We start from the raw sequence: 24,124 nt of genomic DNA, 5'->3' as shown, positions 1-24,124 counted from the left end.
GGTTTCTTGCGAAATTCTTGGGCAATGCCGGGTATCGGCCCAACGCCTGTCCAGGGTAAAACGTATATCCAGATAAAACTTGAGGCTGGGAGCCTGCCATGTGCCAGCGGGAAACCCGCTGACGCACGACAGACAACCAACCTCTAGCGCAATCGCTTATTAGCGACGCAGACCCAGGCGAGCGATCAGAGCGCTGTAACGGCTCACGTCCTTGCCTTTCAGGTAGTCCAGCAGCTTACGACGCTGGTTAACCATGCGGATCAGACCACGACGGGAGTGGTGATCTTTACCGTTGGCCTTGAAGTGACCTTGCAGTTTGTTGATGTTGTGGGTCAGCAGTGCAACTTGCACTTCTGGCGAACCAGTGTCACCAACAGCTTGCTGGTAGTCAGCTACGATTTGAGCTTTTTCTTGAACGTCGAGAGCCATGAGGCAATCCTTTTATCAGGAAACTGTTTCAGAAAAACAGCTTCAACAGGCCAGGGACAAATCCCTGTATCTAAAAATGAGTAGTGACCGTGCCTGTTAACAGCCACCCTCGCCAGCCTGCTGTTACACAGACTGGTTTCGGTCATTCTGACCGAATCAAGCGACGTGGCGCGATACGCCCGTCTTCGCTCACTTCACCGATACCGATGAAGCGACCATTGTGATCCTGTACCCGTACCATGCCGAACTTCGGTGCATCCGGGGCGCGTACCGGCTGGCCGTTGAGCCAGTAGAACGCGCTCGCTTCCGAGAACTGCAGCAGTGGCCAGTCCAGCAAACCGCTGTCCGATGGCATCAGGAAGCGATCAACCGCTTCGTTGCCGCCTTCGGCATGTACCGCTTCCAGCTCTTCCAGGGTAACCGTCTGGGCCAGCGTGAAAGGTCCGGCCTGGGTACGTCGCAGTTCTGCAACGTAAGCGCCACAACCGAGTTGTTCACCAATATCCTCCACCAAGGTGCGGATATAGGTGCCTTTGCTGCAATCCACTGCAAGTCGCGCAGTATCACCTTCGAAGGCCAGCAATTCCAAGCGCGCAATAGTAACAGAACGCGGTTCGCGCTCCACTACTTCGCCAGCACGGGCCAGCTTGTACAGCGGCTGACCATCACGCTTGAGGGCCGAGTACATCGGCGGTATCTGACTGATTTGTCCGCGAAATTTCGGCAGCGCGGCCTCAATATCGGCGCGACCAACGGTCACCGGGCGCTCCTGCAAAACTTCACCCTCGGCATCCGCCGTGGTTGTGGTTTTGCCCAGTTGCGCCAGGGTTTCGTAACCCTTGTCGGAATCGAGCAGGTATTGCGAGAACTTGGTGGCTTCACCGAAGCATAACGGCAACACGCCGGTAGCCAGCGGATCGAGACTGCCGGTGTGTCCGGCCTTCTCGGCGTTTAGCAACCAGCGGACCTTCTGCAGGGCCGCGTTGGAGGTGAACCCCAGCGGCTTGTCGAGCAAAATGATGCCGCTGACGTTACGACGGATACGTTTGACCTGAGCCACCGATTACTCCTTGGTGTCTTCGGCTTCTGCCGCAACCGGATGCTGATTGTCTTCAGCCACTGCGCGTTCGATCAAGGCCGACAGATGCGCACCACGCACGACGCTTTCGTCGTAGTGGAAGTGCAACTGTGGAACGCTGCGCAGCTTCATCTCGCGAGCCAACTGCATGCGCAGGAAGCCAGCGGCGGAGTTGAGCACCTTGATGCTTTGTGCAATTTCTTCGCTGCTGTCCTGCCCCATCACGGTGATGAATATCTTGGCGTGACCGACGTCACGACTGACTTCAACAGCGGTAATGGTGACCAGGCCGACGCGCGGGTCTTTGACTTCACGACGGATCAGCTGTGCCAGCTCACGCTGCATCTGATCGCCGATACGTTGGGTACGGCTGTATTCTTTTGCCATGTCTTGTTACCTGTTACTGCCCCACGGTGAAACCCGAAGGGTCTGAAAGCGGCAAACGCCCGGCCTGACAAAAGCCAGACCGGGCGTTGCGTTTAGAGTCCTGACGCTGTGCCGCGCATTTGCATGCAACGGCCCATCGTGGCCCTTGAAGTGCGCGAGTTAGAGGCTGCGAGCAACCTGAACCTTCTCGAAGACTTCGATCTTGTCACCGACTTTGACGTCGTTGTAGCTCTTCACGCCGATACCGCATTCCATGCCGGCACGTACTTCGGAAGCGTCATCCTTGAAGCGACGCAGGGATTCCAGCTCGCCTTCGAAGATAACGATGTCTTCACGCAGTACACGAATCGGACGGTTGCGATGAACATTACCTTCGATAACCATGCAACCGGCGATCGCACCAAACTTCGGCGAACGGAATACATCACGTACTTCGGCCACACCGAGGATGTTCTCGCGAACGTCGCTGCCAAGCATACCGGTCAGGGCTTTCTTGACGTCTTCGATGATGTCGTAGATCACGTTGTAGTAACGCATATCCAGACCTTCCTGCTCGACGATCTTGCGAGCGCCGGCATCGGCACGCACGTTGAAGCCGAACAGTACAGCGTTGGAGGCCAGTGCCAGGTTGGCATCGGATTCGGTGATACCACCGACACCGCCACCGACCACACGCACTTGCACTTCGTCGTTACCCAGGCCGTTCAAGGCACCGTTCAACGCTTCCAACGAACCACGGACGTCGGATTTGAGGACGATGTTGAGCGTCTTCTTCTCTTCCTGACCCATGTTTTCGAAGATGTTTTCCAGCTTGCCTGCGTGAGCACGAGCCAGTTTGACTTCGCGGAACTTGCCTTGACGGAACAGAGCCACTTCACGGGCTTTCTTCTCGTCAGCCACAACGCTCATCTCGTCGCCAGCGTCCGGAGTACCGTCCAGGCCGAGGATCTCGACAGGGATGGCAGGACCGGCTTCCTTGATTGGCTTGCCGTTCTCGTCGAGCATGGCACGAACACGGCCATAGTTCGAACCGACCAGGACCATGTCGCCCTGTCGCAGAGTACCGTCTTGAACCAGAACGGTAGCCACTGGACCACGGCCCTTGTCCAGACGCGATTCAACCACGACGCCGCGGCCAGGAGCCGAAGGCGTAGCCGTCAGTTCCAGAACTTCGGCTTGCAGCAGAACAGCTTCGAGCAATTCGTCGACACCGGTACCCATCTTCGCCGAGACCGGTACGAATGGAGTGTCACCACCCCACTCTTCCGACGTCACGCCGTGCACCGACAATTCGCTGCGGATGCGATCGAGATCAGCGCCCGGCTTGTCGATCTTGTTCACCGCCACGACCAGCGGAACACCCGCGGCCTTAGCGTGTTGAACAGCTTCGATGGTCTGCGGCATCACGCCGTCGTCCGCTGCAACCACCAGGATCACGATGTCGGTTGCCTTGGCACCACGGGCACGCATTGCGGTAAACGCGGCGTGACCAGGGGTATCGAGGAACGTCACCATGCCACGGTCGGTTTCAACGTGGTATGCGCCGATGTGCTGAGTAATGCCGCCGGCTTCGCCAGCAGCTACCTTCGCACGACGGATGTAGTCGAGCAGGGAAGTCTTACCGTGGTCAACGTGGCCCATTACGGTCACGACTGGCGCACGGGAAACTGCCTCGCCTTCAAACTTCAGGGACTCGGCCAGGGAATCTTCCAGGGCGGTGTCGCTGACCAGGGTCACTTTGTGGCCCAGCTCTTCGGCAACCAGTTGAGCAGTTTCCTGATCGAGTACCTGGTTGATGGTGGCTGGAGTACCCAGTTTGAACATGAACTTGATGATTTCAGCAGCCTTGACCGACATCTGCTGGGCCAGATCGCCCACAGTGATGGTCTCGCCGATCTTCACTTCGCGCACGACAGGGCCGGTTGGGCTCTGGAAACCGTGAGCATTGCGTTTCTTCAGCTTGGCCTTGCCGCGACCACCACGACGGAAGCCATCGCTTTCTTCGTCGGTAGTACGTGGGGCAACGCGTGGAGCAGGCGCTTTTTCCTTGACCGAAGCACGATGCGGAGCGTTTTTGCGCTCGCCATCGCCACCACCGCGACGACTGTTATCGTCGGCACGTGGCTTGTCCGGACGACGCTGTTCGTCGCGCTTGCGAGTATCGGCCGCAGGAGCCGGAGCGACAGCCACAACCGGTGCGCTTTCGCGTACAGGCTCGGCCACCGCAGCAGGTGCGGCTGGAGCGGTCGGCGCAGCAACTGGCTGGCGACGCGCTTCTTCTTCGGCGCGGCGCTTGGCTTCTTCTTCAGCCTTCTGACGTGCAGCACTTTCTACTGCGCGACGTTCATCCAGTTCACGCTTGCGCTCGGCTTCGATTTCTTCCGGGCTGCGCTGTACGAAGACTTTCTTCTTGCGTACTTCAACGCTGATGCTTTTGCTGCCAGCAACACGCAGGGTGCTGGTGGTTTTACGCTGCAGCGTGATCTTGCGTGGTTCTTCCACTTTCGCCTTGTGACTGCTTTTCAAGTGAGTCAGCAAGGATTGCTTCTCACTGTCAGTCACACTTTCTTCGGCGGCGGTGTGCGGCAGACCTGCCTCACGCATCTGCTGCAACAGGCGCTCTACCGGTGTTTTGACCTCATCGGCCAGTTGTTTCACCGTGACTTGCGTCATGCATTTCTCTCCTCAGGCCGCGCCTAATTACTCGAACCAGTGGGCTCGGGCGGCCATGATCAACTTGCCGGCACGATCATCGTCAATGCCGTCGATGTCGAGCAGGTCGTCAATAGACTGCTCGGCCAGGTCTTCGCGGGTAATTACGCCGCGCACCGCCAGTTCCATCGCCAAATCCTTGTCCATACCCTCAAGCGAGAGCAGGTCTTCGGCCGGATGGGCGTCTGCCAGCTTTTCCTCAGTAGCGATGGCTTTGGTCAACAAACGATCCTTGGCACGAGCGCGAAGCTCGTTGACGGTGTCTTCGTCAAAGCCATCGATGTTGAGCATTTCTTCCAACGGTACGTAGGCAATCTCTTCCAGGCTGGTAAAGCCTTCATCAACCAGTACCTGTGCCAGATCTTCGTCGACTTCCAGCTCGTCGATGAAGTTGCGCAGGATGTCGCCGGTTTCTGCTTGCTGTTTAGCCTGGATGTCTGATTCGGTCATCACGTTCAGGGTCCAGCCAGTCAATTGGCTAGCCAGACGCACGTTCTGACCACCGCGACCGATGGCCTGAGCCAGATTGTCTGCGCCAACGGCGATGTCCATGGCATGGGCATCTTCGTCAACGATAATTGCCGCAACCTCAGCCGGGGACATGGCGTTGATTACGAATTGAGCCGGGTTGTCGTCCCACAGGACGATGTCCACACGCTCACCGCCCAACTCGCCCGACACTGCCTGGACACGCGAACCGCGCATACCGATGCAAGCACCCTGCGGGTCGATGCGTTTGTCCTTGGAGCGGACGGCGATCTTGGCACGCGAACCCGGATCACGGGACGCAGCCATTACTTCGATCAGGCCTTCAGCGATTTCCGGCACTTCGATGCGGAACAACTCGATCAGCATTTCCGGCGCAGTACGCGACAGGATCAGCTGCGGGCCGCGGTTCTCGGTGCGGATTTCCTTGAGCAGTGCACGCAGGCGTACGCCAACCCTGAAGGTTTCGCGAGAAATGATGTCTTCACGAGCCAGCAACGCTTCGGCGTTGTTACCCAGATCAACGATCACATTGTCGCGGGTCACTTTCTTCACGGTGCCGGAGATTATTTCACCCAGGCGCTCGCGATAAGCGTCAACAACCTGAGCGCGCTCGGCTTCGCGAACCTTTTGCACAATGACTTGCTTGGCAGTCTGTGCAGCGATACGACCGAACTCGATGGACTCGATCTTCTCTTCGACGACGTCTCCGACCTTGGCACCAGGATGCGTTTCGGCAACCTTGCTCGGCCAGGTTTCGATGGCCGGATCGTCCAGGTCTGCTTCTTCGACGACCGTCCAGCGACGGAAGGTCTCGTAAGCGCCGGTGTGGCGATTGATTTCCACACGCAGATCAACTTCGTCCTCGAAACGCTTTTTGGTAGCAGTGGCCAGAGCCAGTTCCAACGCTTCAAAAATTACGTTTGCCGGTACGCCTTTTTCATTGGATACCGACTCAACAACCAGCAGTACTTCTTTGCTCATCGTACGCCTCGCCTTTCGCAAGCCATTGGATCCGCGGGATCCGCGTCTCAGTCAAAACTGGGAATTATGTTGGCCTTGTCGATCATATCGATCGGCAACAGGAATTCATGGTCATCTACGTGCACCACGACATCCTGCTCTTCTACACCGCGCAGAAGGCCCTGAAAGTTGCGCCGTCCTTCAAAAGGCGAGCGCAGCTTGATCTTCACTTGTTCACCGGCAAATTTGGCAAACTGCTCAAGAGTGAACAGTGGGCGTTCCATGCCAGGCGAGGAAACTTCAAGGGTGTATTCAACGGAGATTGGATCTTCAACATCCAAAACACCGCTGATCTGACGGCTGACGATGGCACAATCGTCCACCAGCACGCCGCCCTCTTTATCGATATAAACGCGCAACATTGAGTGACGACCTTGAGCCGAAAACTCAATACCCCAGCATTCATAGCCTAGGGCCACGACCACCGGGGCCAGCAAGGCCTGCAACTCTTCTAGCTTGCTCGACACCTGAACCCCCTAGTGCATGTATGTGCATGCTTTGCAAAATAAAAAAAATGGGCTAAACGCCCATCCTTGAAACGCCGTCGAACAGCGGCGTTGAAAGTATCCAGCTAACAAAAAGCCCCTTAAAAGGGGCTCCTTAAACTGGTTGCGGGGGCCGGATTTGAACCGACGACCTTCGGGTTATGAGCCCGACGAGCTACCAGACTGCTCCACCCCGCGACAAAGCTGGGGCGGAAGTATACGACCGATCCCTAACAGGGTCAATGTAACCTTCCACCTGCAAGAAAGCCCGCAACAGCGGGCTCTCCTGACTAATTGGTACCGAGAAGGGGACTCGAACCCCTACACCCTATGGGCACAACCACCTCAAGGTTGCGTGTCTACCAATTCCACCACCTCGGCAATACTACGTTTGAAACCCTTCTTACTTTTGCTCTTGAGCTGGAGGCACGTCAGTCGCTGGAGTAGCCGACTTTTGCTCTTGAAGCACCGGAACATCGTCAGAAGCCGGTTGTTGCTTTGGAACTTCCAGCACCGCTGGATTTGGGAGACCTACTTGAGTCAGCTGGTGAGCCTTCTCTTTAGCAAAGTAACCTAACCCCAAGCTGGTTATGAAAAAACCTGCGGCAAGTATAGCAGTAAACTTACTAAGAAAGGTAGAGGAACCTTGGCTTCCGAACACAGTATTTGAAGCACCTGCTCCGAAAGACGCACCAGCATCCGCACCTTTACCCTGCTGCAGCAATACCAGAGCCACTACGCCCAATGCACCCAGCAGATGAAAAACGACTACGACTGTTTCCAGCATTTTTTCAGTTTCCCGCGGCGCGACAAATCGCACCGAACTCATCTGCATTCAGGGAAGCCCCGCCAATGAGGCCCCCATCGATATCCGGCATGCCGAACAGTTCGACCGCATTGGCCGCCTTCACGCTGCCGCCGTATAGAAGCCGCACACCTTGCGCGACTTCAGAATTCTCTGCCGCCAACTGAGCGCGGATGGCTGCATGCACATCCTGCGCCTGTTGCGGCGAAGCAGTCAGCCCGGTACCAATGGCCCAGACCGGCTCGTAAGCGATTACCGCCTTTGCAAACGCACCGACACCAAACTCGTCAATGATGCTGCCCAACTGACGCGAGACAACCTCAAGAGTTTTCCCCGCTTCGCGCTGCTCAAGGGTTTCCCCTACACACAACACCGGAATCAAGCCACATGCCTGTGCCGCTGCAAACTTGCGATTCAGCATTCCGTCTTGCTCGCCCAGTATCAAGCGGCGCTCGGAGTGCCCAACAAGGACCAGGGAACAACCTGCATCCACCAACTGACTCGGAGCAATCTCACCGGTCAATGCGCCTTGCATGGATTCCACCGCAGAGTTCTGCGCGCCGACCGAAATCGACTTTCCTTTCAAGCCATCAATCACTTGATTGATATGCAGGCAAGACGGGAATACCGCTACATCAACATCGCTCGACAAGGCCAATTGACCAAGGCCATTTATCAGCTCAGCGACGCTGGCGCGGGTACCGTGCATCTTCCAGTTACCAGCTACCATAGGGCGACGCATGCTGTACCTCGTCGGTCAAAGTGGGCGCAGATGTTACCCAACACAATCATGGCTGGCAAGCCAAAATCAGGCAGAAACTTCAGCAACCAGTTTTGCCAGCTCTTCGGCGTAGCCGCGGACCTGCGTTTCGTCTTCACCTTCGACCATCACGCGCACCAACGGCTCAGTTCCAGACTTGCGCAACAGCACACGCCCGCGACCTGCCATGGCCTTGGTCACACGCTCACTGGCCTCCTTGACCGACGCGTGATCGAGAGGATTGGCACCGCCACCGAAGCGCACATTGATCAGCACTTGAGGACATTTGCGCAGCGCCTGACGAGACTGGGCCAAACCTTCCGAGCGTCGCTTCAGTGCCATCAGCACCTGTAGCGCAGCAATGATCGCATCACCGGTAGTGGTGTGATTGAAGCAAACGATATGCCCTGAATTCTCACCACCCACCAGCCAGTTGCGCTCCAGCAAGTCCGCGATCACATAACGGTCACCGACATTGGCGCGCACAAATGGAATCGCCAGATCCGCGAGAGCCAGCTCCAGACCCAGGTTACTCATCAGCGTACCCACCACGCCGCCCTGTAGCTTGTCGCGCTCATGTAGATCGCGAGCGATTATGTAAAGCAGCTCATCACCATCGACGATGGTGCCAGTGTGGTCCACCATCAGAACGCGGTCGCCGTCACCGTCAAATGCAACACCCAGATCGGCGTGTTCAGCCAGGACTGCGGCCTGCAATTGCCCCATGTGGGTCGAACCACAATTGTCGTTGATGTTCAATCCGTTGGGTTGCGCAGACAGAACTACGACCTCGGCACCCAACTCGCGAAACACGCTAGGGGCCACTTTGTAAGTCGCACCATGGGCGCAGTCGATAACGATCTTCAGACCCGAAAAACTGGTGCCGGTCGGCACACTGCTCTTGCAGAATTCGATATAACGGCCAGAGGCGTCGTTGATTCGCGAAACCTTGCCGATCTTGCTCGACTCGACAACAGTCATCGGAGTGTCCAGCAGCTCTTCGATCATCTGCTCGACTTCGTCCGGAAGCTTGGTGCCCGTACCCGAGAAAAACTTGATGCCGTTGTCATCATGAGGATTGTGCGAAGCACTGATCACGATGCCGGCTTCAGCATGGAAGGTGCGCGTCAGGTAGGCAATGGCCGGGGTGGGCATCGGCCCCAAGAGCATTACGTCGGCGCCCGCCGACGTGAGCCCGGCCTCAAGTGCCGATTCGAACATGTACCCGGAAATCCGAGTATCCTTGCCGACCAGTACCTTGCAGGCACCCATTTTGCGGAATGCCATACCCGCAGCCCAGCCAAGCTTGAGCATGAAGTCAGGAGTAATCGGGTATTCACCGACACGACCACGAATACCGTCAGTACCAAAATATTTCCTAGTCATAAACACTCCATCATTCTTATTCGGCTGATTCCACTGCGGCGATCATCTTCACCACATCGACTGTTTCAGCTACATCATGGACGCGCAATATACGCGCCCCCTTGTGCGAAGCTAGCGCCGCGAGGGCGAGCCCGCCATACAGGCGCTCATCCACCGGACGATTCAATGCCTGGCCTATCATGCTCTTGCGCGAAACTCCGACCAACAGCGGGCGCCCCAAGGCATGCAAAGCATCCATATGCTTGAACAAGCTTAGATTGTGCTGCAAGGTTTTTGCGAAACCAAAGCCAGGATCAAGAATGATCCGCTCAGCCGGAATGCCGACCGACGCACATTGCGCCATGCGCTCAGCGAGAAACTCGCCCACCTCTCTCGTGACGTCCTGGTACTGCGGATTATCCTGCATGTCGCCCGGCTCACCGAGCATATGCATCAGACAGACCGGCAAACCCGTTGCCGCCGCTGCATCCAGCGCACCATCGCGGCGCAACGAGCGCACATCATTGATCAATCCGGCTCCCAGCCGTGCGGTTTCGCGCATGACGGCTGGCGTGGAGGTATCGACCGAGATGATCACATCCAGCTCGCGATGAATCCGCTCGACAATCGGCGCGACACGCTCAAGCTCTTCCAGCGGCGAAACCGCCCTGGCGCCCGGTCGCGTCGACTCACCACCGACATCGATCAGTGTCGCGCCAGCCACCACCATGGCTTCGGCGTGGCGCATGGCCGCGTCGAGCTGGCTGTATTGGCCGCCATCGGAGAAAGAATCGGGAGTGACATTGAGAATGCCCATGACATGCGTCTGGGCCAAATCAAGAACCCGGTTGCCGCAAGGCAACCGGGTCGAGGACTGAACAAAAGTCATTTCAAACCTTAAACGTCAGCAGCGGGACCGCCGATAGGTGTTTGCGGACGCTCATCCTGTACCGCCGGAGGCGTTCCGGAAGTACCGGTACCACCTGACCAATCGCGAGGCTCGCGAGGAGTACGCCCCGCCATGATGTCGTCAATCTGCTCGGCATCGATCGTCTCGTACTTCATCAGGGCATCAGCCATGGCATCGAGCTTGTCACGGTTGTCCGTGAGAATCTGCTTCGCCGTGCCGTAGCACTGGTCAATGATACTGCGTACTTCAGAGTCGATCAGCTTCGCTGTCTCACCCGAGAAGCTTGCACTCTGGCCGCCGCCGCCGCGACCGAGGAACACTTCACCCTCTTCTTCGGCGTACATCAGCGGACCCAGCTTCTCCGAAAGCCCCCACTTGGTCACCATGTTCCGGGCAATCTGGCTGGCACGCATGATGTCGTTGGATGCACCAGTGGTGACACCATCGAAGCCCAGAGTCATCTCTTCAGCGATACGACCACCGTACAGCGAGCAGATCTGGCTGATCAAGGCACGCTTGGACAAGCTGTAACGATCCTCCTCCGGCAGGAACATGGTCACACCCAGCGCTCGACCGCGCGGGATGATTGACACTTTGTAAACCGGATCATGTTCAGGCACGACGCGACCAACGATGGCGTGACCCGCCTCGTGGTAAGCGGTGTTCTGTTTTTCTTTCTCGGACATGACCATGGATTTGCGCTCTGCACCCATCATGATCTTGTCTTTGGCTAGCTCGAACTCTTTCATCTCGACGATGCGTTTGCCGGCACGTGCAGCGAACAACGAAGCTTCGTTCACCAGGTTGGCCAGGTCAGCACCAGAGAAGCCAGGAGTACCACGAGCGATCACGGCCGGAGCGACGTCGTCACCCATTGGCACTTTGCGCATGTGAACCTTGAGAATCTGTTCGCGACCACGAATATCCGGCAGACCAACCACAACCTGACGGTCGAAACGACCCGGACGCAGCAGCGCAGGGTCGAGCACGTCAGGACGGTTCGTCGCTGCAATCACGATGATGCCGTCATTCATCTCAAAGCCGTCCATCTCTACCAGCAACTGGTTGAGAGTCTGCTCACGCTCATCGTGACCGCCGCCCATGCCAGCGCCACGGTGGCGACCGACGGCGTCGATTTCATCGATGAAGATGATGCATGGAGCGTGTTTCTTGGCCTGTTCGAACATATCGCGAACGCGGCTGGCACCAACACCGACGAACATTTCGACGAAGTCGGAACCGGAAATGGTGAAGAACGGCACTTTTGCTTCGCCGGCGATCGCCTTGGCCAGCAAGGTTTTACCGGTACCCGGAGGGCCGACCATCAGGACGCCGCGAGGAATGCGACCGCCCAGGCGCTGGAACTTGCCCGGATCACGCAGGAACTCGACCAACTCGCCAACTTCTTCCTTGGCTTCGTCGCAACCGGCAACGTCACCCAAGGTGGTCTTGACCTGATCTTCGGAGAGCAGGCGCGCCTTGCTCTTGCCAAAGCTCATAGGCCCACCCTTGCCGCCGGCACCGCCCTGCATCTGCCGCATGAAGAACATGAACACGGCAATGATTACCAGGATGGGGAAGCTCGCGACCAGGAGTTGAGTCCAGATACTTTGCTGTTCAGGCTGCTTGCCTTCGACCACGACGTGGTTATCGACCAGGTCACCGATCAGGCCGTTGTCCTGGATTGCAGGACGAATGGTCTTGAAACTGTCGCCATCGTTGCGCTTGCCGGTAATCACGTAGCCATCAACCGCCACGCGCTCGACCTTTCCATCCTTGACCTGCTGGATGAAGTCGGAATAGTTGAGGGTCTGCGGCTCGTTAGGGCTGGAGAAGTTGTTCATCACCGTCACCAGGACAGCCGCGATGATCAACCACAGGATCAGATTCTTTGCCATATCGTTCAATTAACTACCCTCTGAAGCAAGCGCCGCATATGGCGCGCGCTTCGCATGATATTCACCGGCCTAACTTACTACATTACCTACAACTCTGGCAGGCGCCGTCTGTAACCCTTTGTGAAACACTTCCTACACAATATTCGCTAATTCTCACAAGGCGAAATACGAAATTCCTATCGCCCCGGTCGAAAATTCTCTCATTCCTCGCTACGCCCCCGGTAGCCCCAAGCCAGCATGTATTGCTCGCGGGAACTTCCACGGGAAGAGTCAGGCTTGATCATCTGGACCTTGTCGAATTTCTGACGAGCGTCCTTCACGTAAGCATCAAACCCTTCACCCTGAAAAACCTTGATCACGAAATTACCACCCGGCTTGAGTATCCGAGCCGCCAGATCAAGCGCCAGCTCGCAAAGAAACATGGCTTTTGGCATATCTACTTCAGGCGTACCACTCATATTGGGGGCCATATCGGAAATCACAAGGTCCACCTGCGAATTACCCACGGCCTCAAGGATCTGAGCGAGCACTACGTCCTGGGTGAAGTCACCCTTGATGAAAGTCACGTCCGGAATGCTGTCCATTTCCAGGATGTCCGAGGCGATCAGACGCCCCTGGCCACCGATCAGCCGGCTAGTCACCTGCGACCAGCCACCGGGCGCCGCCCCCAGGTCGACAACGATCATGCCCGGACGGATAAGCTTGTATTTCTCCTGGACCTCCAGAAGCTTGTAACTCGCACGCGAGCGGTAGCCATCCTTCTGCGCCTGCTTCACATAGGGATCATTGACATGTCTTTTCAGCCAACCAAGGCTTGTCTTGGAACGCGCCATTGGGCACCTCGATGATAAGGGTCGTGATTAATTGGGCGGATCCACGAACCCTCGGGTAAAATGGCCGCCATTTTACAGAATCCAGACGAAAGGGTCAGATTATGCCGCTCACTCAAGAGCAGAAGAAACAGTACAAATCCATTGGCCACCATCTGAAACCAGTTTTGATTGTGGCTGACAACGGTTTGACTGAGGGTGTTTTAGCCGAACTTGAACGCGCTTTGGCGGATCACGAGCTGATCAAGATCAAGCTCAACATCCTGGATCGCGAATCGCGTCTGGCGTCCATTGCAGAACTGTGCAAGGTCGGCAAAGCGGATCTGGTTCAGGTCATCGGCAAGATGGCACTGATTTACCGCAAGAACTTCAGCGTCAACAAGCAGCTGTCGAACGTCCATCGCTTCAAGTGATGACAAGGGTCAAGGGTGTGCTTCGCGCACCCTGCCACTCCATCCCGGCACCGGCTGCAATACCAGCATCAGCCCGGAAAAGCCCAGGACAAGGTAGCTGAATACCTGCCATCGCGTCGCATCCGGCCAACCGATACGCACCACGAAGTACATCGCGCACGCATACAGCGCCATCAACAACAGCTGCCCGCGAATATCCCGCCATAGACTGGCAAGGCCCTCGGCCTGAATCAGCACCAAAGCCTGAAAAATCACACACGCTGCGGCAAATCCCACCATCAGCGCATTCAACATGCCTGCAATTTCGTCGATCAGCAGCGGCGCCAGGCCAATTCGCCCTAGCACCGGTAGCAGACCGATGTGCAATAACCACAGGCCGCCGACCCACAACATCTGGGCCAGTTGCCAAAGCATGGCGCCCGCACGGAGCGGGCGCCTGCCTTTAGACGTGGCGAACTTCGACAATCTCGTACTCGATAACGCCGCCAGGCGTTTTGACGGCGACTACGTCACCCTCTTCCTTGGCAATCAAGGCGCGGGCAAGAGGCGAACCGACAGATATCTTGCCGAGTTTGAAGTCAGCCTCATCTTCACCGACGATGTGGTAGGTCACGCGCTCGTCGGTTTCGACGTTGGCGATTTCAACCGTGGTGCCAAAAATCACTTTACCGGTGTGAGGAATAGTTGTGACATCGATGACGACCTGATTCTGAATCCGGCCTTCGATATCACGGATACGCGCCTCGACCATACCCTGCTGCTCGCGAGCAGCATGGTATTCGGCGTTTTCCTTCAAGTCACCCAACTCGCGGGCCGTACCGATGTCCTGGCTGAGCTTCGGACGAACGACCTTGGTCAGGTGAGCATGCTCTTCTTCCAGGGCGCGAGCGCCCTGAACGGTCATTGGGTACTTGGTCATACTCATGCTTTCAATCCTGCGTGTAGATCCTGCAAGCGGCGCACGGTCTTCTCGGGACCGAACTTCAGCGCTTCGCAGATGGCTTCGCCAGCAGCAATGGTGGTGGTGCAGTAGATCTTGTGCTGCAGGGCATTGCGACGAATGGAATAGGAGTCAGCGATCGACTGACGACCTTCGGTGGTGTTGATAATCAGGGTGACTTCGTCATTCTTGATCATATCAACCACGTGCGGACGGCCTTCGGTGACTTTGTTCACGCGGCGCACTTTCAGGCCTGCGGCTTCAATCAGCTTGGCAGTACCGGCAGTGGCAACCACTTCAAAGCCCAAGTTGATCAGATCACGAGCCACGCCTGCAACCAGTGGTTTATCGTCGTCGCGCACACTGATGAACGCAGTACCGCCAGTCGGCAGCACTTCGCTGGCACCCATCTGGGCCTTGGCAAACGCTTCACCGAAGGTGTCACCCACGCCCATCACTTCACCGGTGGATTTCATCTCTGGGCCAAGGATCGGGTCAACGCCAGGGAATTTGGCGAACGGGAACACCGCCTCTTTCACGCTGTAGAAGTTCGGGATGATTTCTTTGGTGAAGCCGATTTCTTTCAGGGTTTTACCAGCCATGACGCGCGCCGCGATCATTGCGAGGGAAACACCGATGCACTTGGACACGAACGGTACGGTACGGGAAGCGCGTGGGTTGACTTCGATGACGTAGATGTCTTCGCCTTGCAGCGCCAACTGAACGTTCATCAGGCCGACCACGCCCAGTTCCAGGGCCATTTTCTTGACCTGTTCGCGCATCTCGTCCTGGATATGTGCAGGCAGCGAGTACGGCGGCAGCGAGCACGCGGAGTCACCGGAGTGAACACCAGCCTGCTCGATGTGCTGCATGATCGCGCCGATCACCACGTCGGTGCCGTCGCAGACCGCATCCACGTCCATTTCGATGGCGCAGTTGAGGAAGTGGTCGAGCAGCACCGGGCTATCGTTCGACACCTTCACCGCGTCACGCAGGTAGCGCTTGAGCTCTTCTTCTTCGTAAACGATTTCCATCGCACGCCCGCCCAGTACGTAGGACGGACGCACCACCAGCGGGTAACCGATCTTGGCGGCGGCACGAATCGCTTCGTCTTCGCTACGCACAGTGGCATTTGGTGGCTGACGCAGGTTCAGACGCTCGACCATCTGCTGGAAGCGCTCACGGTCTTCGGCACGGTCGATGGCATCAGGGCTGGTGCCGATGATCGGCACACCAGCTTCTTCCAGAGCGCGAGCCAGTTTCAGCGGAGTCTGCCCGCCGTACTGGACGATCACGCCTTTCGGCTTCTCGACGCGAACGATTTCCAGTACGTCTTCCAAAGTCACTGGTTCGAAATACAGGCGATCGGAGGTATCGTAATCGGTGGAAACGGTTTCCGGGTTGCAGTTGACCATGATGGTCTCGTAACCGTCATCGCGCAGGGCCAGTGCCGCGTGTACGCAGCAGTAGTCGAACTCGATACCCTGGCCGATACGGTTTGGACCGCCGCCGAGGATCATGATCTTGTCGCGGCCCGACGGTGCGGCTTCGCACTCTTCCTCGTACGTCGAGTAGAGGTAAGCGGTGTCGGTGGCGAACTCGGCTGCGCAGGTGTCAACGCGCTTGTAGACCGGGTAAACCTCCAGCTTGTGACGGTGGCGACGCAGGGCTTTCTCGGTCACGCCCAGCAGCTTGGCCAGACGCATGTCGGAGAAGCCTTTACGCTTGAGGCGGAACATCACGTCGCGGTCGATGCTGGCCAACCCCAGGGTCTTGACCTTCTCTTCTTCCTTGATCAGATCTTCGATCTGCACCAGGAACCACGGGTCGATCATGTTCATGCCGAAGATGTCTTCGACCGACAGGCCGGCGCGGAAGGCATCAGCCACGTACCAGATACGCTCGGCGCCCGGAACGGTCAGTTCGCGCTTGAGCACGCTCATGCTTTCCGGGTTGCTCAGGTCGAGCTTCTCGTCAAGACCGCAAACGCCCACTTCCAGACCGCGCAGGGCTTTCTGCAGGGATTCCTGGAAGGTACGGCCGATGGCCATGACTTCACCGACCGACTTCATTTGAGTGGTCAGGCGGGCGTCAGCTTTCGGGAATTTCTCGAAGGCAAAACGTGGCAGCTTGGTGACGACGTAGTCGATGGACGGCTCGAAGGACGCCGGGGTCTTGCCGCCGGTGATGTCGTTCGACAGTTCGTCCAGGGTGTAACCCACAGCCAGTTTGGCCGCGACCTTGGCGATCGGGAAACCGGTGGCTTTCGAGGCCAGAGCCGACGAACGCGAAACACGCGGGTTCATTTCGATCACGACCATGCGGCCAGTGTCCGGGCAGATACCGAACTGTACGTTCGAACCACCAGTCTCGACGCCGATCTCACGCAGTACCGCCAGGGAGGCGTTACGCAGGATCTGGTATTCCTTGTCGGTTAGGGTCTGCGCAGGAGCAACAGTGATCGAGTCACCGGTGTGCACACCCATCGGGTCAAAGTTTTCGATGGAGCAGACGATGATGCAGTTGTCCTTCTTATCGCGGACAACCTCCATCTCGTACTCTTTCCAGCCGATCAGCGATTCGTCGATCAGCAGTTCTTTGGTCGGCGACAGGTCGAGACCACGAGCGCAGATTTCTTCGAACTCTTCACGGTTGTAAGCGATACCGCCACCGGTGCCGCCCATGGTGAAGGACGGACGGATGATGCACGGGAAGCCGAGCTTCTCGAGAACCGCGTTAGCCTCTTCCATGCTGTGGGCAATACCGGAACGCGGGCACGCCAGGCCGATGGACTTCATGGCCTTGTCGAAACGCGAACGGTCTTCAGCCTTGTCGATGGTGTCGGCGTTGGCACCGATCATTTCTACGCCGAACTTCTCCAAAACGCCTTCGCGCTCCAGGTCTAGGGCGCAGTTCAGAGCTGTCTGGCCACCCATGGTCGGCAGCAGCGCGTCCGGACGCTCTTTTTCGATGATCTTGGCAACGGTCTGCCACTTGATCGGCTCGATGTAGGTGGCGTCGGCCATGGCCGGGTCGGTCATGATGGTGGCCGGGTTGGAGTTCACCAGGATGACGCGGTAACCCTCTTCGCGCAGGGCTTTACAGGCCTGGGCGCCGGAGTAGTCGAATTCGCAGGCCTGGCCGATCACGATCGGGCCAGCGCCGAGAATCAGGATGCTTTTAATGTCTGTACGTTTTGGCATGGGTTTGTCACTCAAATCCGCAGGTCAGTCGGCAAGCCGTCTTGTTCAATCTCTGAAGACTTAAGGGGGCCACCGGTGTCGGGACCACCCTCAAGCTTTGCTACATCAGGGCGAGCGATCAGCGTCGCTTGGCCATCTCGTTGATGAAGCGATCAAACAGTGGCGCTACGTCGTTCGGGCCAGGGCTGGCTTCAGGGTGACCCTGAAAGCTGAAGGCGCTCTTGTCGGTACGCTCAATCCCTTGCAGGGTGCCGTCGAACAGCGATTTATGGATCGCACGGACGTTGGCTGGCAGGGTCGTCTCGTCTACCGCAAAACCGTGGTTCTGACTGGTGATCATCACAACGCCGGTATCCAGGTCTTGGACCGGGTGGTTGGCACCGTGGTGGCCGTGGCCCATTTTCAGGGTCTTGGCGCCGGAGGCCAGGGCCAGCAGTTGATGACCGAGGCAGATACCGAACACCGGGATCTCGGTTTCCAGCACATCCTTGATCGCCTGGATCGCGTAGTCGCAAGGCTCCGGATCGCCAGGACCGTTGGACAGGAACACGCCATCCGGCTTCATTGCCAGCACATCGGAGGCCGGGGTTTGCGCAGGCACCACAGTCACACGGCAACCGCGCTCGACCAGCATGCGCAGGATGTTGACTTTGACGCCGTAGTCGTAAGCGACAACGTGGTAAGGCAGTTCGGACGCTTCGATGGTCGCGTGACTGTCAGTTTTCAGGTCCCAGACTGTCGAACGCCATTCGTAGGTGTCCTTGGTGCTGACGACTTTCGCCAAGTCCATGCCTTTGAGGCCTGGGAAACCCTGGGCTGCGGCGATGGCTGCCTCTTCAGAAATGTTGTCACCGGCCATGATGCAGCCGTTCTGCGCGCCCTTTTCACGCAGGATGCGCGTCAGGCGGCGGGTGTCGATACCGGCGATTGCCACAACGTTGTTGGCTTTCAGGTAGTCGGACAGGGACATCGTGTTACGCCAGTTGCTCGCTACCAGTGGCAGATCACGGATAACCAGGCCAGCGGACCAGACGCGATTCGACTCGGCGTCTTCCGGCGTGGTACCGGTGTTGCCGATGTGCGGATAAGTCAGGGTAACGATCTGTTGGGCGTAGGAAGGATCGGTAAGGATTTCCTGATAGCCGGTCATGGCGGTGTTGAACACCACCTCACCAACGGTTTGACCGTCGGCTCCAATGGCTTCGCCGCGAAAAATGCTGCCATCAGCAAGGGCGAGTATGGCTGGCTTAGTCAAGAAGACCTCCCGTAAATAAAGCCTGAAAGGGCGATCGCAGTTGTAAAAAAGCGGAGTGACGTATGGACACGTCACCCCGCTCATTCACTGAATTATTCTGCGCGCTTTTAGTGAACACACTAAAGCTGTAGCTTACAGAAAAAGGCATTTTTGGTCTACCGCCAATGAGCCAGAAAGGCCGGAGAATGCGACAGGTCGTCGCTTGGCGGAGTAAAACCGGGCCCAAACCTTAGGTTCAAGCCCGATTTCGGGCACATCTTAACGCAGGTCGAGCACGTCTTGCATGTCGTATAGACCAGGTTCGCGCCCATCCAGCCACAACGCAGCACGCACCGCACCCTTTGCAAAGGTCATGCGACTGGACGCCTTGTGAGTGATCTCGACACGCTCGCCATCAGCAGCGAACAGCACGGTGTGATCACCCACGATGTCGCCGGCGCGCACGGTGGCAAAGCCAATCGTTTCGCGATCCCGCGCGCCGGTCTGACCCTCACGACCGTAAACCGCCACTTTCTTCAGATCACGACCCAGGGCATCGGCGATCACTTCGCCCATGCGAACTGCAGTACCCGACGGCGCATCGACTTTATGCCGATGGTGCGCTTCGGTAATCTCGATATCGACATCATCACCCAGCACACGAGCGGCGGTGTCGAGCAGCTTCAGACACAGATTTACACCGACACTGAAGTTGGCCGCGAATACGATCGGAATATCCTTGCCCGCTTCTGCCAGCAACTGTTTCTCTTCAACGCTGAAACCGGTGGTGCCGATGATCATCGCCTTGCCGTGCTTGCGGCAAAAAGCGAGGTTTTTCAGGGTCACCGTCGGGTGAGTGAAGTCGATCAGCACGTCGAACTCGTCAACGACACGATCCAGATCACCAGACAATGGCACACCGATACGACCCAGCGCAGCCAGCTCACCGGCATCCGCGCCGACCAGCGTACTGTCAGGACGATCCACTGCCGCCGTCAGACCCGCACCCGGCGCTTGATGCACGGCTTCGATCAGGGTTTTTCCCATGCGCCCGGCGGCGCCCATCACAGCTATACGTCGCATACCTGCCTCCTTACAAATCGCCGAAGAAGCGCTTCACGCCTTCGAACCAGCCCGTGGTTTTTGGCGAATGGCTGTTGTCGTCCGCCAGCGAGCTGCGGAACTCTTCCAGCATTTCGCGCTGACGACGACTCAGGTTGACCGGAGTCTCGACCGCTACACGGCACATCAAGTCACCAGCACCACCGCCACGCACTGGCGCGACACCCTTGCCACGCACGCGGAACTGCTTGCCGGTCTGAGTTCCTTCAGGGATCTTCAGCTTGACTCGACCATCAAGGGTCGGAATCTCCAGCTCACCACCCAGCGCCGCGTCGACGAAGCTGATTGGCACTTCGCAGAACAGATGCTTGCCATCTCGTTGGAAGATCGAGTGCTCGCGCACATTAATCACCACGTACAGGTCGCCGGTCGGCCCACCCTGAGCGCCCGCCTCACCTTCGCCGGACAGACGAATGCGATCACCAGTATCAACACCGGCCGGCACTTTCACCGACAGGGTCTTGTACTCTTCGACACGACCTTCGCCGTGGCAGGAATCGCACGGATCGGAAATGATCTTGCCCTGGCCGTGGCAGCGCGGGCAGGTCTGTTGCACCGAGAAGAAACCTTGCTGCATGCGCACCTGGCCGATACCACCGCATGTCGGACAAGTCACGGGCGAGGAGCCTTTCTTGGCACCCGAGCCGTCGCATGGCTTGCAGTTGACCAGCGTCGGAACACGGATATTCACGGTTGTGCCGCGCACCGCTTCTTCCAGATCCAGCTCCAGGGTGTAACGCAAATCGCTGCCGCGCTGAGCGCCGCCACGGGAACCACCGCGACCGCCACCGAAGAAGTCACTGAAGACATCGCCAAAGATGTCGGAGAAGTTCTGACCGCCGAAACCGGCACCGCCGCCACCCATGCTCGGGTCGACACCAGCATGGCCGTACTGGTCGTAGGCCGCACGCTTGCTGGAATCGGACAGCACTTCGTAGGCCTCGTTGGCCTCCTTGAATTTATCTTCCGACGCCTTGTCATCGGGATTACGGTCCGGGTGATGCTTCATCGCCAGGCGACGGTAGGCCTTTTTCAGGTCCGCCTCGCTTGTGCCTCGCTCAACACCCAATACTTCGTAATAGTCACGCTTTGCCATAAGTCTTTTGCACTCTTGAGGACGTTTGGCAAACCTCTCCTGAGCCTTGCCAAACTCGTTGAGCCCCAATGCAGGCCCGGACCCAACTCACGTCAATTCAACGATCCTGGTCTTTGTTTCGATATGGCACTTTTGACTCGGAAAGCAGGAGCATTCCCGGCCATGCCGCCAGCACGCGAACGCTGTCGCATGCTGTAAAAATTCGCTTACTCCAGACACGCCAACGCGGGAGCAAGCTCCCGCGCGGCGACATCCTACCAGTCACCGCCTGAAGGCAGTCAACCGGCCGACCAACAACTTACTTGTGGTCTTTGACTTCTTCGAACTCTGCATCGACCACGTCGTCAGCCTTTTGAGCCGATTCAGCGTGCGGTGCGGCACCTTCAGCTGGCTGGGCCTGCTCGGCGTACATCTTCTGAGCCACTGGGGCGGAGACCTTGGACAGTTCTTCAACCTTGGCTTCGATAGCGGCCTTGTCGTCGCCTTTGACAGCGGCCTCCAGGGCAACCACGGCAGCTTCGATTGCAGTCTTCTCTTCAGCGCTCACTTTGTCGCCAGCATCAGCAACCATTTTGCGCGTCGAGTGAACCAGTGCATCACCCTGGTTACGGGCAGCAGCCAGCTCTTCGAACTTGCGGTCTTCCTCGGCGTTGGTTTCAGCATCACGAATCATCTGCTGAATTTCTTCCTCGGACAGACCGGAGTTGGCCTTGATCACGATCGACTGAGTCTTGCCGGTGGCCTTGTCTTTAGCACCTACGTGCAGGATGCCGTTGGCATCGATATCGAAGGTCACTTCAATTTGTGGCACGCCACGTGGTGCTGGCGGAATCTCGGCCAGGTCGAACTTGCCCAAAGACTTGTTCTGCGCCGCTTGCTTACGCTCACCTTGCAGCACGTGAATGGTCACGGCACCCTGGTTGTCGTCGGCAGTCGAGAACACTTGCGATTTCTTGGTAGGAATCGTGGTGTTTTTCTCGATCAGCGCGGTCATCACGCCACCCATGGTTTCGATACCCAGGGTCAGCGGGCTTACGTCGAGCAGCAGAACGTCTTTAACATCACCGGCCAGAACGGCACCCTGAATCGCAGCACCCATGGCAACGGCTTCGTCCGGGTTCACGTCTTTACGAGCTTCTTTACCGAAGAACTCGGTGACCAGTTTCTGAACCAGTGGCATACGGGTCTGACCGCCGACCAGGATCACGTCGTTGATCGCGCCAATGTCGATACCGGAGTCTTTCAGAGCAATGCGGCAAGGTTCGATGGTGCGTTGAACCAGATCTTCTACCAGCGCTTCGAGCTTGGCGCGGGAAATTTTCACGTTCAAGTGCTTAGGACCGGTGGCGTCTGCAGTGATGTACGGCAGATTCACGTCGGTCGACATGCTCGACGACAACTCGATCTTGGCTTTTTCAGCGGCTTCTTTCAGGCGCTGCATGGCCAGCGGGTCACCTTTGAGGTTCATGCCGCTTTCTTTCTTGAATTCGTCGACGAGGTAGTCGATCAGACGAATGTCAAAGTCTTCACCACCCAGGAACGTGTCACCGTTGGTGGCCAATACTTCGAACTGATGCTCGCCATCGACTTCAGCGATCTCGATCACGGAAACGTCGAAAGTACCGCCGCCCAGGTCGTAAACGATCACGGTGTGATCGCCCTTCGCCTTGTCCATACCGTAAGCCAAAGCAGCTGCGGTAGGTTCGTTGATGATACGTTTTACGTCCAGACCCGCGATGCGGCCGGCGTCTTTGGTCGCCTGGCGCTGGCTGTCATTGAAGTAGGCCGGAACGGTGATCACCGCTTCGGTCACTGGCTCGCCGAGGTAATCTTCGGCGGTCTTCTTCATTTTCTTCAGAATTTCAGCCGAGATTTGTGGCGGCGACATTTTTTGGCCGTTCACTTCAACCCAGGCATCGTTGTTATCAGCCTTGACGATCTTGTAAGGGACCATCTGGATATCTTTCTGTACGACTTCTTCTTCGAAACGACGCCCGATCAGACGCTTCACCGCGTACAGGGTGTTGTGCGGATTGGTCACTGCCTGACGCTTGGCGGACTGGCCGACCAGGATTTCGCCATCGTTGGCGTAAGCGATGATCGACGGCGTGGTGCGCGCACCTTCGGCGTTTTCAATAACTTTGGCTTTGCCGTTTTCCAGCACGGAGACGCAGGAGTTGGTAGTCCCCAGGTCGATACCGATAATTTTGCCCATGTTCACTCTCCCGAAACTTTGGATTTGGTTGCCGCAGCAGTGGTGGCTAACTGCGGTAGCACTTAAACGCTTGACTTCTAAATGGGGGCCTTGCGGCTAATTTCAAGCCTGCTCGTCAATCGAAGGCGAAACCGGCGCCGGTGCCTTGCTGACCACGACCATCGCCGGGCGCAGCAGGCGACCATTGAGCTGATAGCCCTTCTGGAACACCTTGAGTACGCTGTTCGGCTCGAGATCTGCGCTTTCCTGCATGGCCATTGCCTGATGAAGAACGGCATTGAACGGTTCGCCATGCGGATCGATCGCTTCCAGCTGATAACGTTTCAGGGTGTCCTGGAACATTTTCAGGGTCAGCTCGATGCCTTCGCGCATCGGGCGAATGCTTTCGTCATCCGGGTTGGACAATTCCAGACCGCGCTCCAGACTATCGACGATCGGCAGCAGATCGCCGGCGAATTTTTCCAGCGCGAATTTGTGAGCCTTTTCTACATCCTGCTCGGCGCGACGGCGGACGTTCTGCAGATCGGCGGCAACACGCAAAGCCTGATCCTGCGCGCCTGCCAGTTGCTCTTCGAGCACTTGTACACGAGCCGCCAGGTCATCACCCGAAGCCTGGGGAGCCTGATCGGCGTCTAGATTTTGCGTATCCACTGTCTGTTCGTCAGCCATAGAATTCTCCTTTCAATATCGTCCGCGAGCCTGACTCGCGCTTCTGCCCAGCTATATGGGGCCG

At 57.3% G+C, this 24,124-nt stretch carries 21 protein-coding genes and 2 tRNA genes; 1 reads left to right on the top strand and 22 read right to left on the bottom strand.

Features of this window, described 5'->3' with window-relative positions; all coding sequences use genetic code 11:
* Positions 1 to 159: 159 nt before the first annotated feature.
* The 14 genes from rpsO to rlmE form a co-directional block, all read right to left on the bottom strand.
* Entirely contained in the window at positions 160 to 429 is a 270-nt protein-coding gene (gene rpsO / locus CES87_RS13925) for a 30S ribosomal protein S15 (RefSeq protein WP_003197723.1), read from the bottom strand.
* 142 nt (positions 430 to 571) lie between these two features.
* Positions 572 to 1,489, bottom strand: coding sequence for a tRNA pseudouridine(55) synthase TruB (truB, locus tag CES87_RS13920; RefSeq protein WP_128606554.1), 918 nt, complete (start codon positions 1,487 to 1,489; stop codon positions 572 to 574).
* Positions 1,490 to 1,492: 3 nt separating this feature from the next.
* On the bottom strand, positions 1,493 to 1,894 hold the full coding sequence (gene rbfA, locus CES87_RS13915) for a 30S ribosome-binding factor RbfA (protein WP_060541203.1): 402 nt from the start codon (positions 1,892 to 1,894) through the stop codon (positions 1,493 to 1,495).
* 159 nt (positions 1,895 to 2,053) lie between these two features.
* Positions 2,054 to 4,567: a translation initiation factor IF-2 gene (gene infB / locus CES87_RS13910; protein ID WP_128606553.1), complete on the bottom strand. Its 2,514-nt coding sequence runs from the start codon at positions 4,565 to 4,567 to the stop codon at positions 2,054 to 2,056.
* A gap of 27 nt (positions 4,568 to 4,594) precedes the next feature.
* Positions 4,595 to 6,076: a transcription termination factor NusA gene (gene nusA / locus CES87_RS13905; RefSeq protein WP_008057419.1), complete on the bottom strand. Its 1,482-nt coding sequence runs from the start codon at positions 6,074 to 6,076 to the stop codon at positions 4,595 to 4,597.
* Between the two features lie 47 nt (positions 6,077 to 6,123).
* A complete protein-coding gene (rimP, locus tag CES87_RS13900; protein WP_128606552.1) occupies positions 6,124 to 6,582 on the bottom strand; it encodes a ribosome maturation factor RimP in 459 nt (152 codons plus the stop codon).
* 139 nt (positions 6,583 to 6,721) lie between these two features.
* Positions 6,722 to 6,798, bottom strand: a tRNA-Met gene (locus CES87_RS13895).
* A gap of 97 nt (positions 6,799 to 6,895) precedes the next feature.
* Positions 6,896 to 6,981, bottom strand: a tRNA-Leu gene (locus CES87_RS13890).
* A gap of 22 nt (positions 6,982 to 7,003) precedes the next feature.
* The gene (secG, locus tag CES87_RS13885) at positions 7,004 to 7,387 is read right to left on the bottom strand and encodes a preprotein translocase subunit SecG (protein ID WP_017336473.1); all 384 of its coding nucleotides are present in this window, start codon (positions 7,385 to 7,387) and stop codon (positions 7,004 to 7,006) included.
* A gap of 4 nt (positions 7,388 to 7,391) precedes the next feature.
* The gene (gene tpiA / locus CES87_RS13880; protein WP_128606551.1) at positions 7,392 to 8,147 is read right to left on the bottom strand and encodes a triose-phosphate isomerase; all 756 of its coding nucleotides are present in this window, start codon (positions 8,145 to 8,147) and stop codon (positions 7,392 to 7,394) included.
* Between the two features lie 66 nt (positions 8,148 to 8,213).
* Positions 8,214 to 9,551 (bottom strand): phosphoglucosamine mutase, encoded by a 1,338-nt coding sequence (gene glmM, locus CES87_RS13875; protein WP_128606550.1) that lies wholly within the window; start codon positions 9,549 to 9,551, stop codon positions 8,214 to 8,216.
* Positions 9,552 to 9,567: 16 nt separating this feature from the next.
* The gene (gene folP / locus CES87_RS13870) at positions 9,568 to 10,419 is read right to left on the bottom strand and encodes a dihydropteroate synthase (protein WP_128606549.1); all 852 of its coding nucleotides are present in this window, start codon (positions 10,417 to 10,419) and stop codon (positions 9,568 to 9,570) included.
* Positions 10,420 to 10,427: 8 nt separating this feature from the next.
* The gene (gene ftsH / locus CES87_RS13865; protein ID WP_128606665.1) at positions 10,428 to 12,338 is read right to left on the bottom strand and encodes an ATP-dependent zinc metalloprotease FtsH; all 1,911 of its coding nucleotides are present in this window, start codon (positions 12,336 to 12,338) and stop codon (positions 10,428 to 10,430) included.
* A 200-nt stretch (positions 12,339 to 12,538) separates the two neighbouring features.
* The gene (gene rlmE / locus CES87_RS13860; RefSeq protein ID WP_128606548.1) at positions 12,539 to 13,171 is read right to left on the bottom strand and encodes a 23S rRNA (uridine(2552)-2'-O)-methyltransferase RlmE; all 633 of its coding nucleotides are present in this window, start codon (positions 13,169 to 13,171) and stop codon (positions 12,539 to 12,541) included.
* Between the two features lie 101 nt (positions 13,172 to 13,272).
* On the opposite strand from rlmE, the gene CES87_RS13855 reads away from it, so the two are divergent.
* Complete coding sequence (locus CES87_RS13855) at positions 13,273 to 13,581, top strand: YhbY family RNA-binding protein (RefSeq protein WP_007942889.1); 309 nt, start codon at positions 13,273 to 13,275, stop codon at positions 13,579 to 13,581.
* 9 nt (positions 13,582 to 13,590) lie between these two features.
* Here CES87_RS13855 and CES87_RS13850 read toward each other — a convergent pair whose 3' ends face one another.
* The 8 genes from CES87_RS13850 to grpE form a co-directional block, all read right to left on the bottom strand.
* Positions 13,591 to 13,995, bottom strand: a complete 405-nt coding sequence (locus CES87_RS13850; RefSeq protein WP_128606547.1) for an MFS transporter — start codon at positions 13,993 to 13,995, stop codon at positions 13,591 to 13,593.
* 28 nt (positions 13,996 to 14,023) lie between these two features.
* A complete protein-coding gene (gene greA, locus CES87_RS13845) occupies positions 14,024 to 14,500 on the bottom strand; it encodes a transcription elongation factor GreA (protein WP_128606664.1) in 477 nt (158 codons plus the stop codon).
* A 2-nt stretch (positions 14,501 to 14,502) separates the two neighbouring features.
* Positions 14,503 to 17,724 carry a carbamoyl-phosphate synthase large subunit gene (gene carB, locus CES87_RS13840; protein ID WP_128606546.1) on the bottom strand — a complete coding sequence of 1,074 codons (3,222 nt, stop codon included), beginning with the start codon at positions 17,722 to 17,724 and terminating at the stop codon, positions 14,503 to 14,505.
* A 118-nt stretch (positions 17,725 to 17,842) separates the two neighbouring features.
* Positions 17,843 to 18,979, bottom strand: coding sequence for a glutamine-hydrolyzing carbamoyl-phosphate synthase small subunit (carA, locus tag CES87_RS13835; RefSeq protein WP_128606545.1), 1,137 nt, complete (start codon positions 18,977 to 18,979; stop codon positions 17,843 to 17,845).
* 258 nt (positions 18,980 to 19,237) lie between these two features.
* Positions 19,238 to 20,041, bottom strand: a complete 804-nt coding sequence (gene dapB / locus CES87_RS13830; RefSeq protein ID WP_077046413.1) for a 4-hydroxy-tetrahydrodipicolinate reductase — start codon at positions 20,039 to 20,041, stop codon at positions 19,238 to 19,240.
* A 10-nt stretch (positions 20,042 to 20,051) separates the two neighbouring features.
* Positions 20,052 to 21,176 (bottom strand): molecular chaperone DnaJ, encoded by a 1,125-nt coding sequence (dnaJ, locus tag CES87_RS13825; protein ID WP_128606544.1) that lies wholly within the window; start codon positions 21,174 to 21,176, stop codon positions 20,052 to 20,054.
* Between the two features lie 298 nt (positions 21,177 to 21,474).
* Positions 21,475 to 23,391, bottom strand: coding sequence for a molecular chaperone DnaK (dnaK, locus tag CES87_RS13815; RefSeq protein WP_128606542.1), 1,917 nt, complete (start codon positions 23,389 to 23,391; stop codon positions 21,475 to 21,477).
* Positions 23,392 to 23,493: 102 nt separating this feature from the next.
* Complete coding sequence (grpE, locus tag CES87_RS13810; protein WP_128606541.1) at positions 23,494 to 24,060, bottom strand: nucleotide exchange factor GrpE; 567 nt, start codon at positions 24,058 to 24,060, stop codon at positions 23,494 to 23,496.
* Positions 24,061 to 24,124: the final 64 nt, after the last annotated feature.

The sequence above is a fragment of the Pseudomonas sp. ERMR1:02 genome (assembly GCF_002277815.1).
GTDB lineage: Bacteria > Pseudomonadota > Gammaproteobacteria > Pseudomonadales > Pseudomonadaceae > Aquipseudomonas.
This window is presented reverse-complemented; position numbering and strand designations above follow the sequence as displayed.

Excerpts from the sequence above, each read along its gene's own strand:
- rpsO (WP_003197723.1), bottom strand. The coding sequence starts at position 429 with ATGGCTCTCGACGTTCAAGAAAAAGCTCAAATCGTAGCTGACTACCAG.
- rbfA (WP_060541203.1), bottom strand. The coding sequence starts at position 1,894 with ATGGCAAAAGAATACAGCCGTACCCAACGTATCGGCGATCAGATGCAG.
- infB (WP_128606553.1), bottom strand. The coding sequence starts at position 4,567 with ATGACGCAAGTCACGGTGAAACAACTGGCCGATGAGGTCAAAACACCG.
- nusA (WP_008057419.1), bottom strand. The coding sequence starts at position 6,076 with ATGAGCAAAGAAGTACTGCTGGTTGTTGAGTCGGTATCCAATGAAAAA.
- secG (WP_017336473.1), bottom strand. The coding sequence starts at position 7,387 with ATGCTGGAAACAGTCGTAGTCGTTTTTCATCTGCTGGGTGCATTGGGC.
- tpiA (WP_128606551.1), bottom strand. The coding sequence starts at position 8,147 with ATGCGTCGCCCTATGGTAGCTGGTAACTGGAAGATGCACGGTACCCGC.
- glmM (WP_128606550.1), bottom strand. The coding sequence starts at position 9,551 with ATGACTAGGAAATATTTTGGTACTGACGGTATTCGTGGTCGTGTCGGT.
- folP (WP_128606549.1), bottom strand. The coding sequence starts at position 10,419 with ATGACTTTTGTTCAGTCCTCGACCCGGTTGCCTTGCGGCAACCGGGTT.
- ftsH (WP_128606665.1), bottom strand. The coding sequence starts at position 12,338 with ATGGCAAAGAATCTGATCCTGTGGTTGATCATCGCGGCTGTCCTGGTG.
- rlmE (WP_128606548.1), bottom strand. The coding sequence starts at position 13,171 with ATGGCGCGTTCCAAGACAAGCCTTGGTTGGCTGAAAAGACATGTCAAT.
- CES87_RS13855 (WP_007942889.1), top strand. The coding sequence starts at position 13,273 with ATGCCGCTCACTCAAGAGCAGAAGAAACAGTACAAATCCATTGGCCAC.
- CES87_RS13850 (WP_128606547.1), bottom strand. The coding sequence starts at position 13,995 with ATGCTTTGGCAACTGGCCCAGATGTTGTGGGTCGGCGGCCTGTGGTTA.
- greA (WP_128606664.1), bottom strand. The coding sequence starts at position 14,500 with ATGACCAAGTACCCAATGACCGTTCAGGGCGCTCGCGCCCTGGAAGAA.
- carB (WP_128606546.1), bottom strand. The coding sequence starts at position 17,724 with ATGCCAAAACGTACAGACATTAAAAGCATCCTGATTCTCGGCGCTGGC.
- dapB (WP_077046413.1), bottom strand. The coding sequence starts at position 20,041 with ATGCGACGTATAGCTGTGATGGGCGCCGCCGGGCGCATGGGAAAAACC.
- dnaJ (WP_128606544.1), bottom strand. The coding sequence starts at position 21,176 with ATGGCAAAGCGTGACTATTACGAAGTATTGGGTGTTGAGCGAGGCACA.
- dnaK (WP_128606542.1), bottom strand. The coding sequence starts at position 23,391 with ATGGGCAAAATTATCGGTATCGACCTGGGGACTACCAACTCCTGCGTC.
- grpE (WP_128606541.1), bottom strand. The coding sequence starts at position 24,060 with ATGGCTGACGAACAGACAGTGGATACGCAAAATCTAGACGCCGATCAG.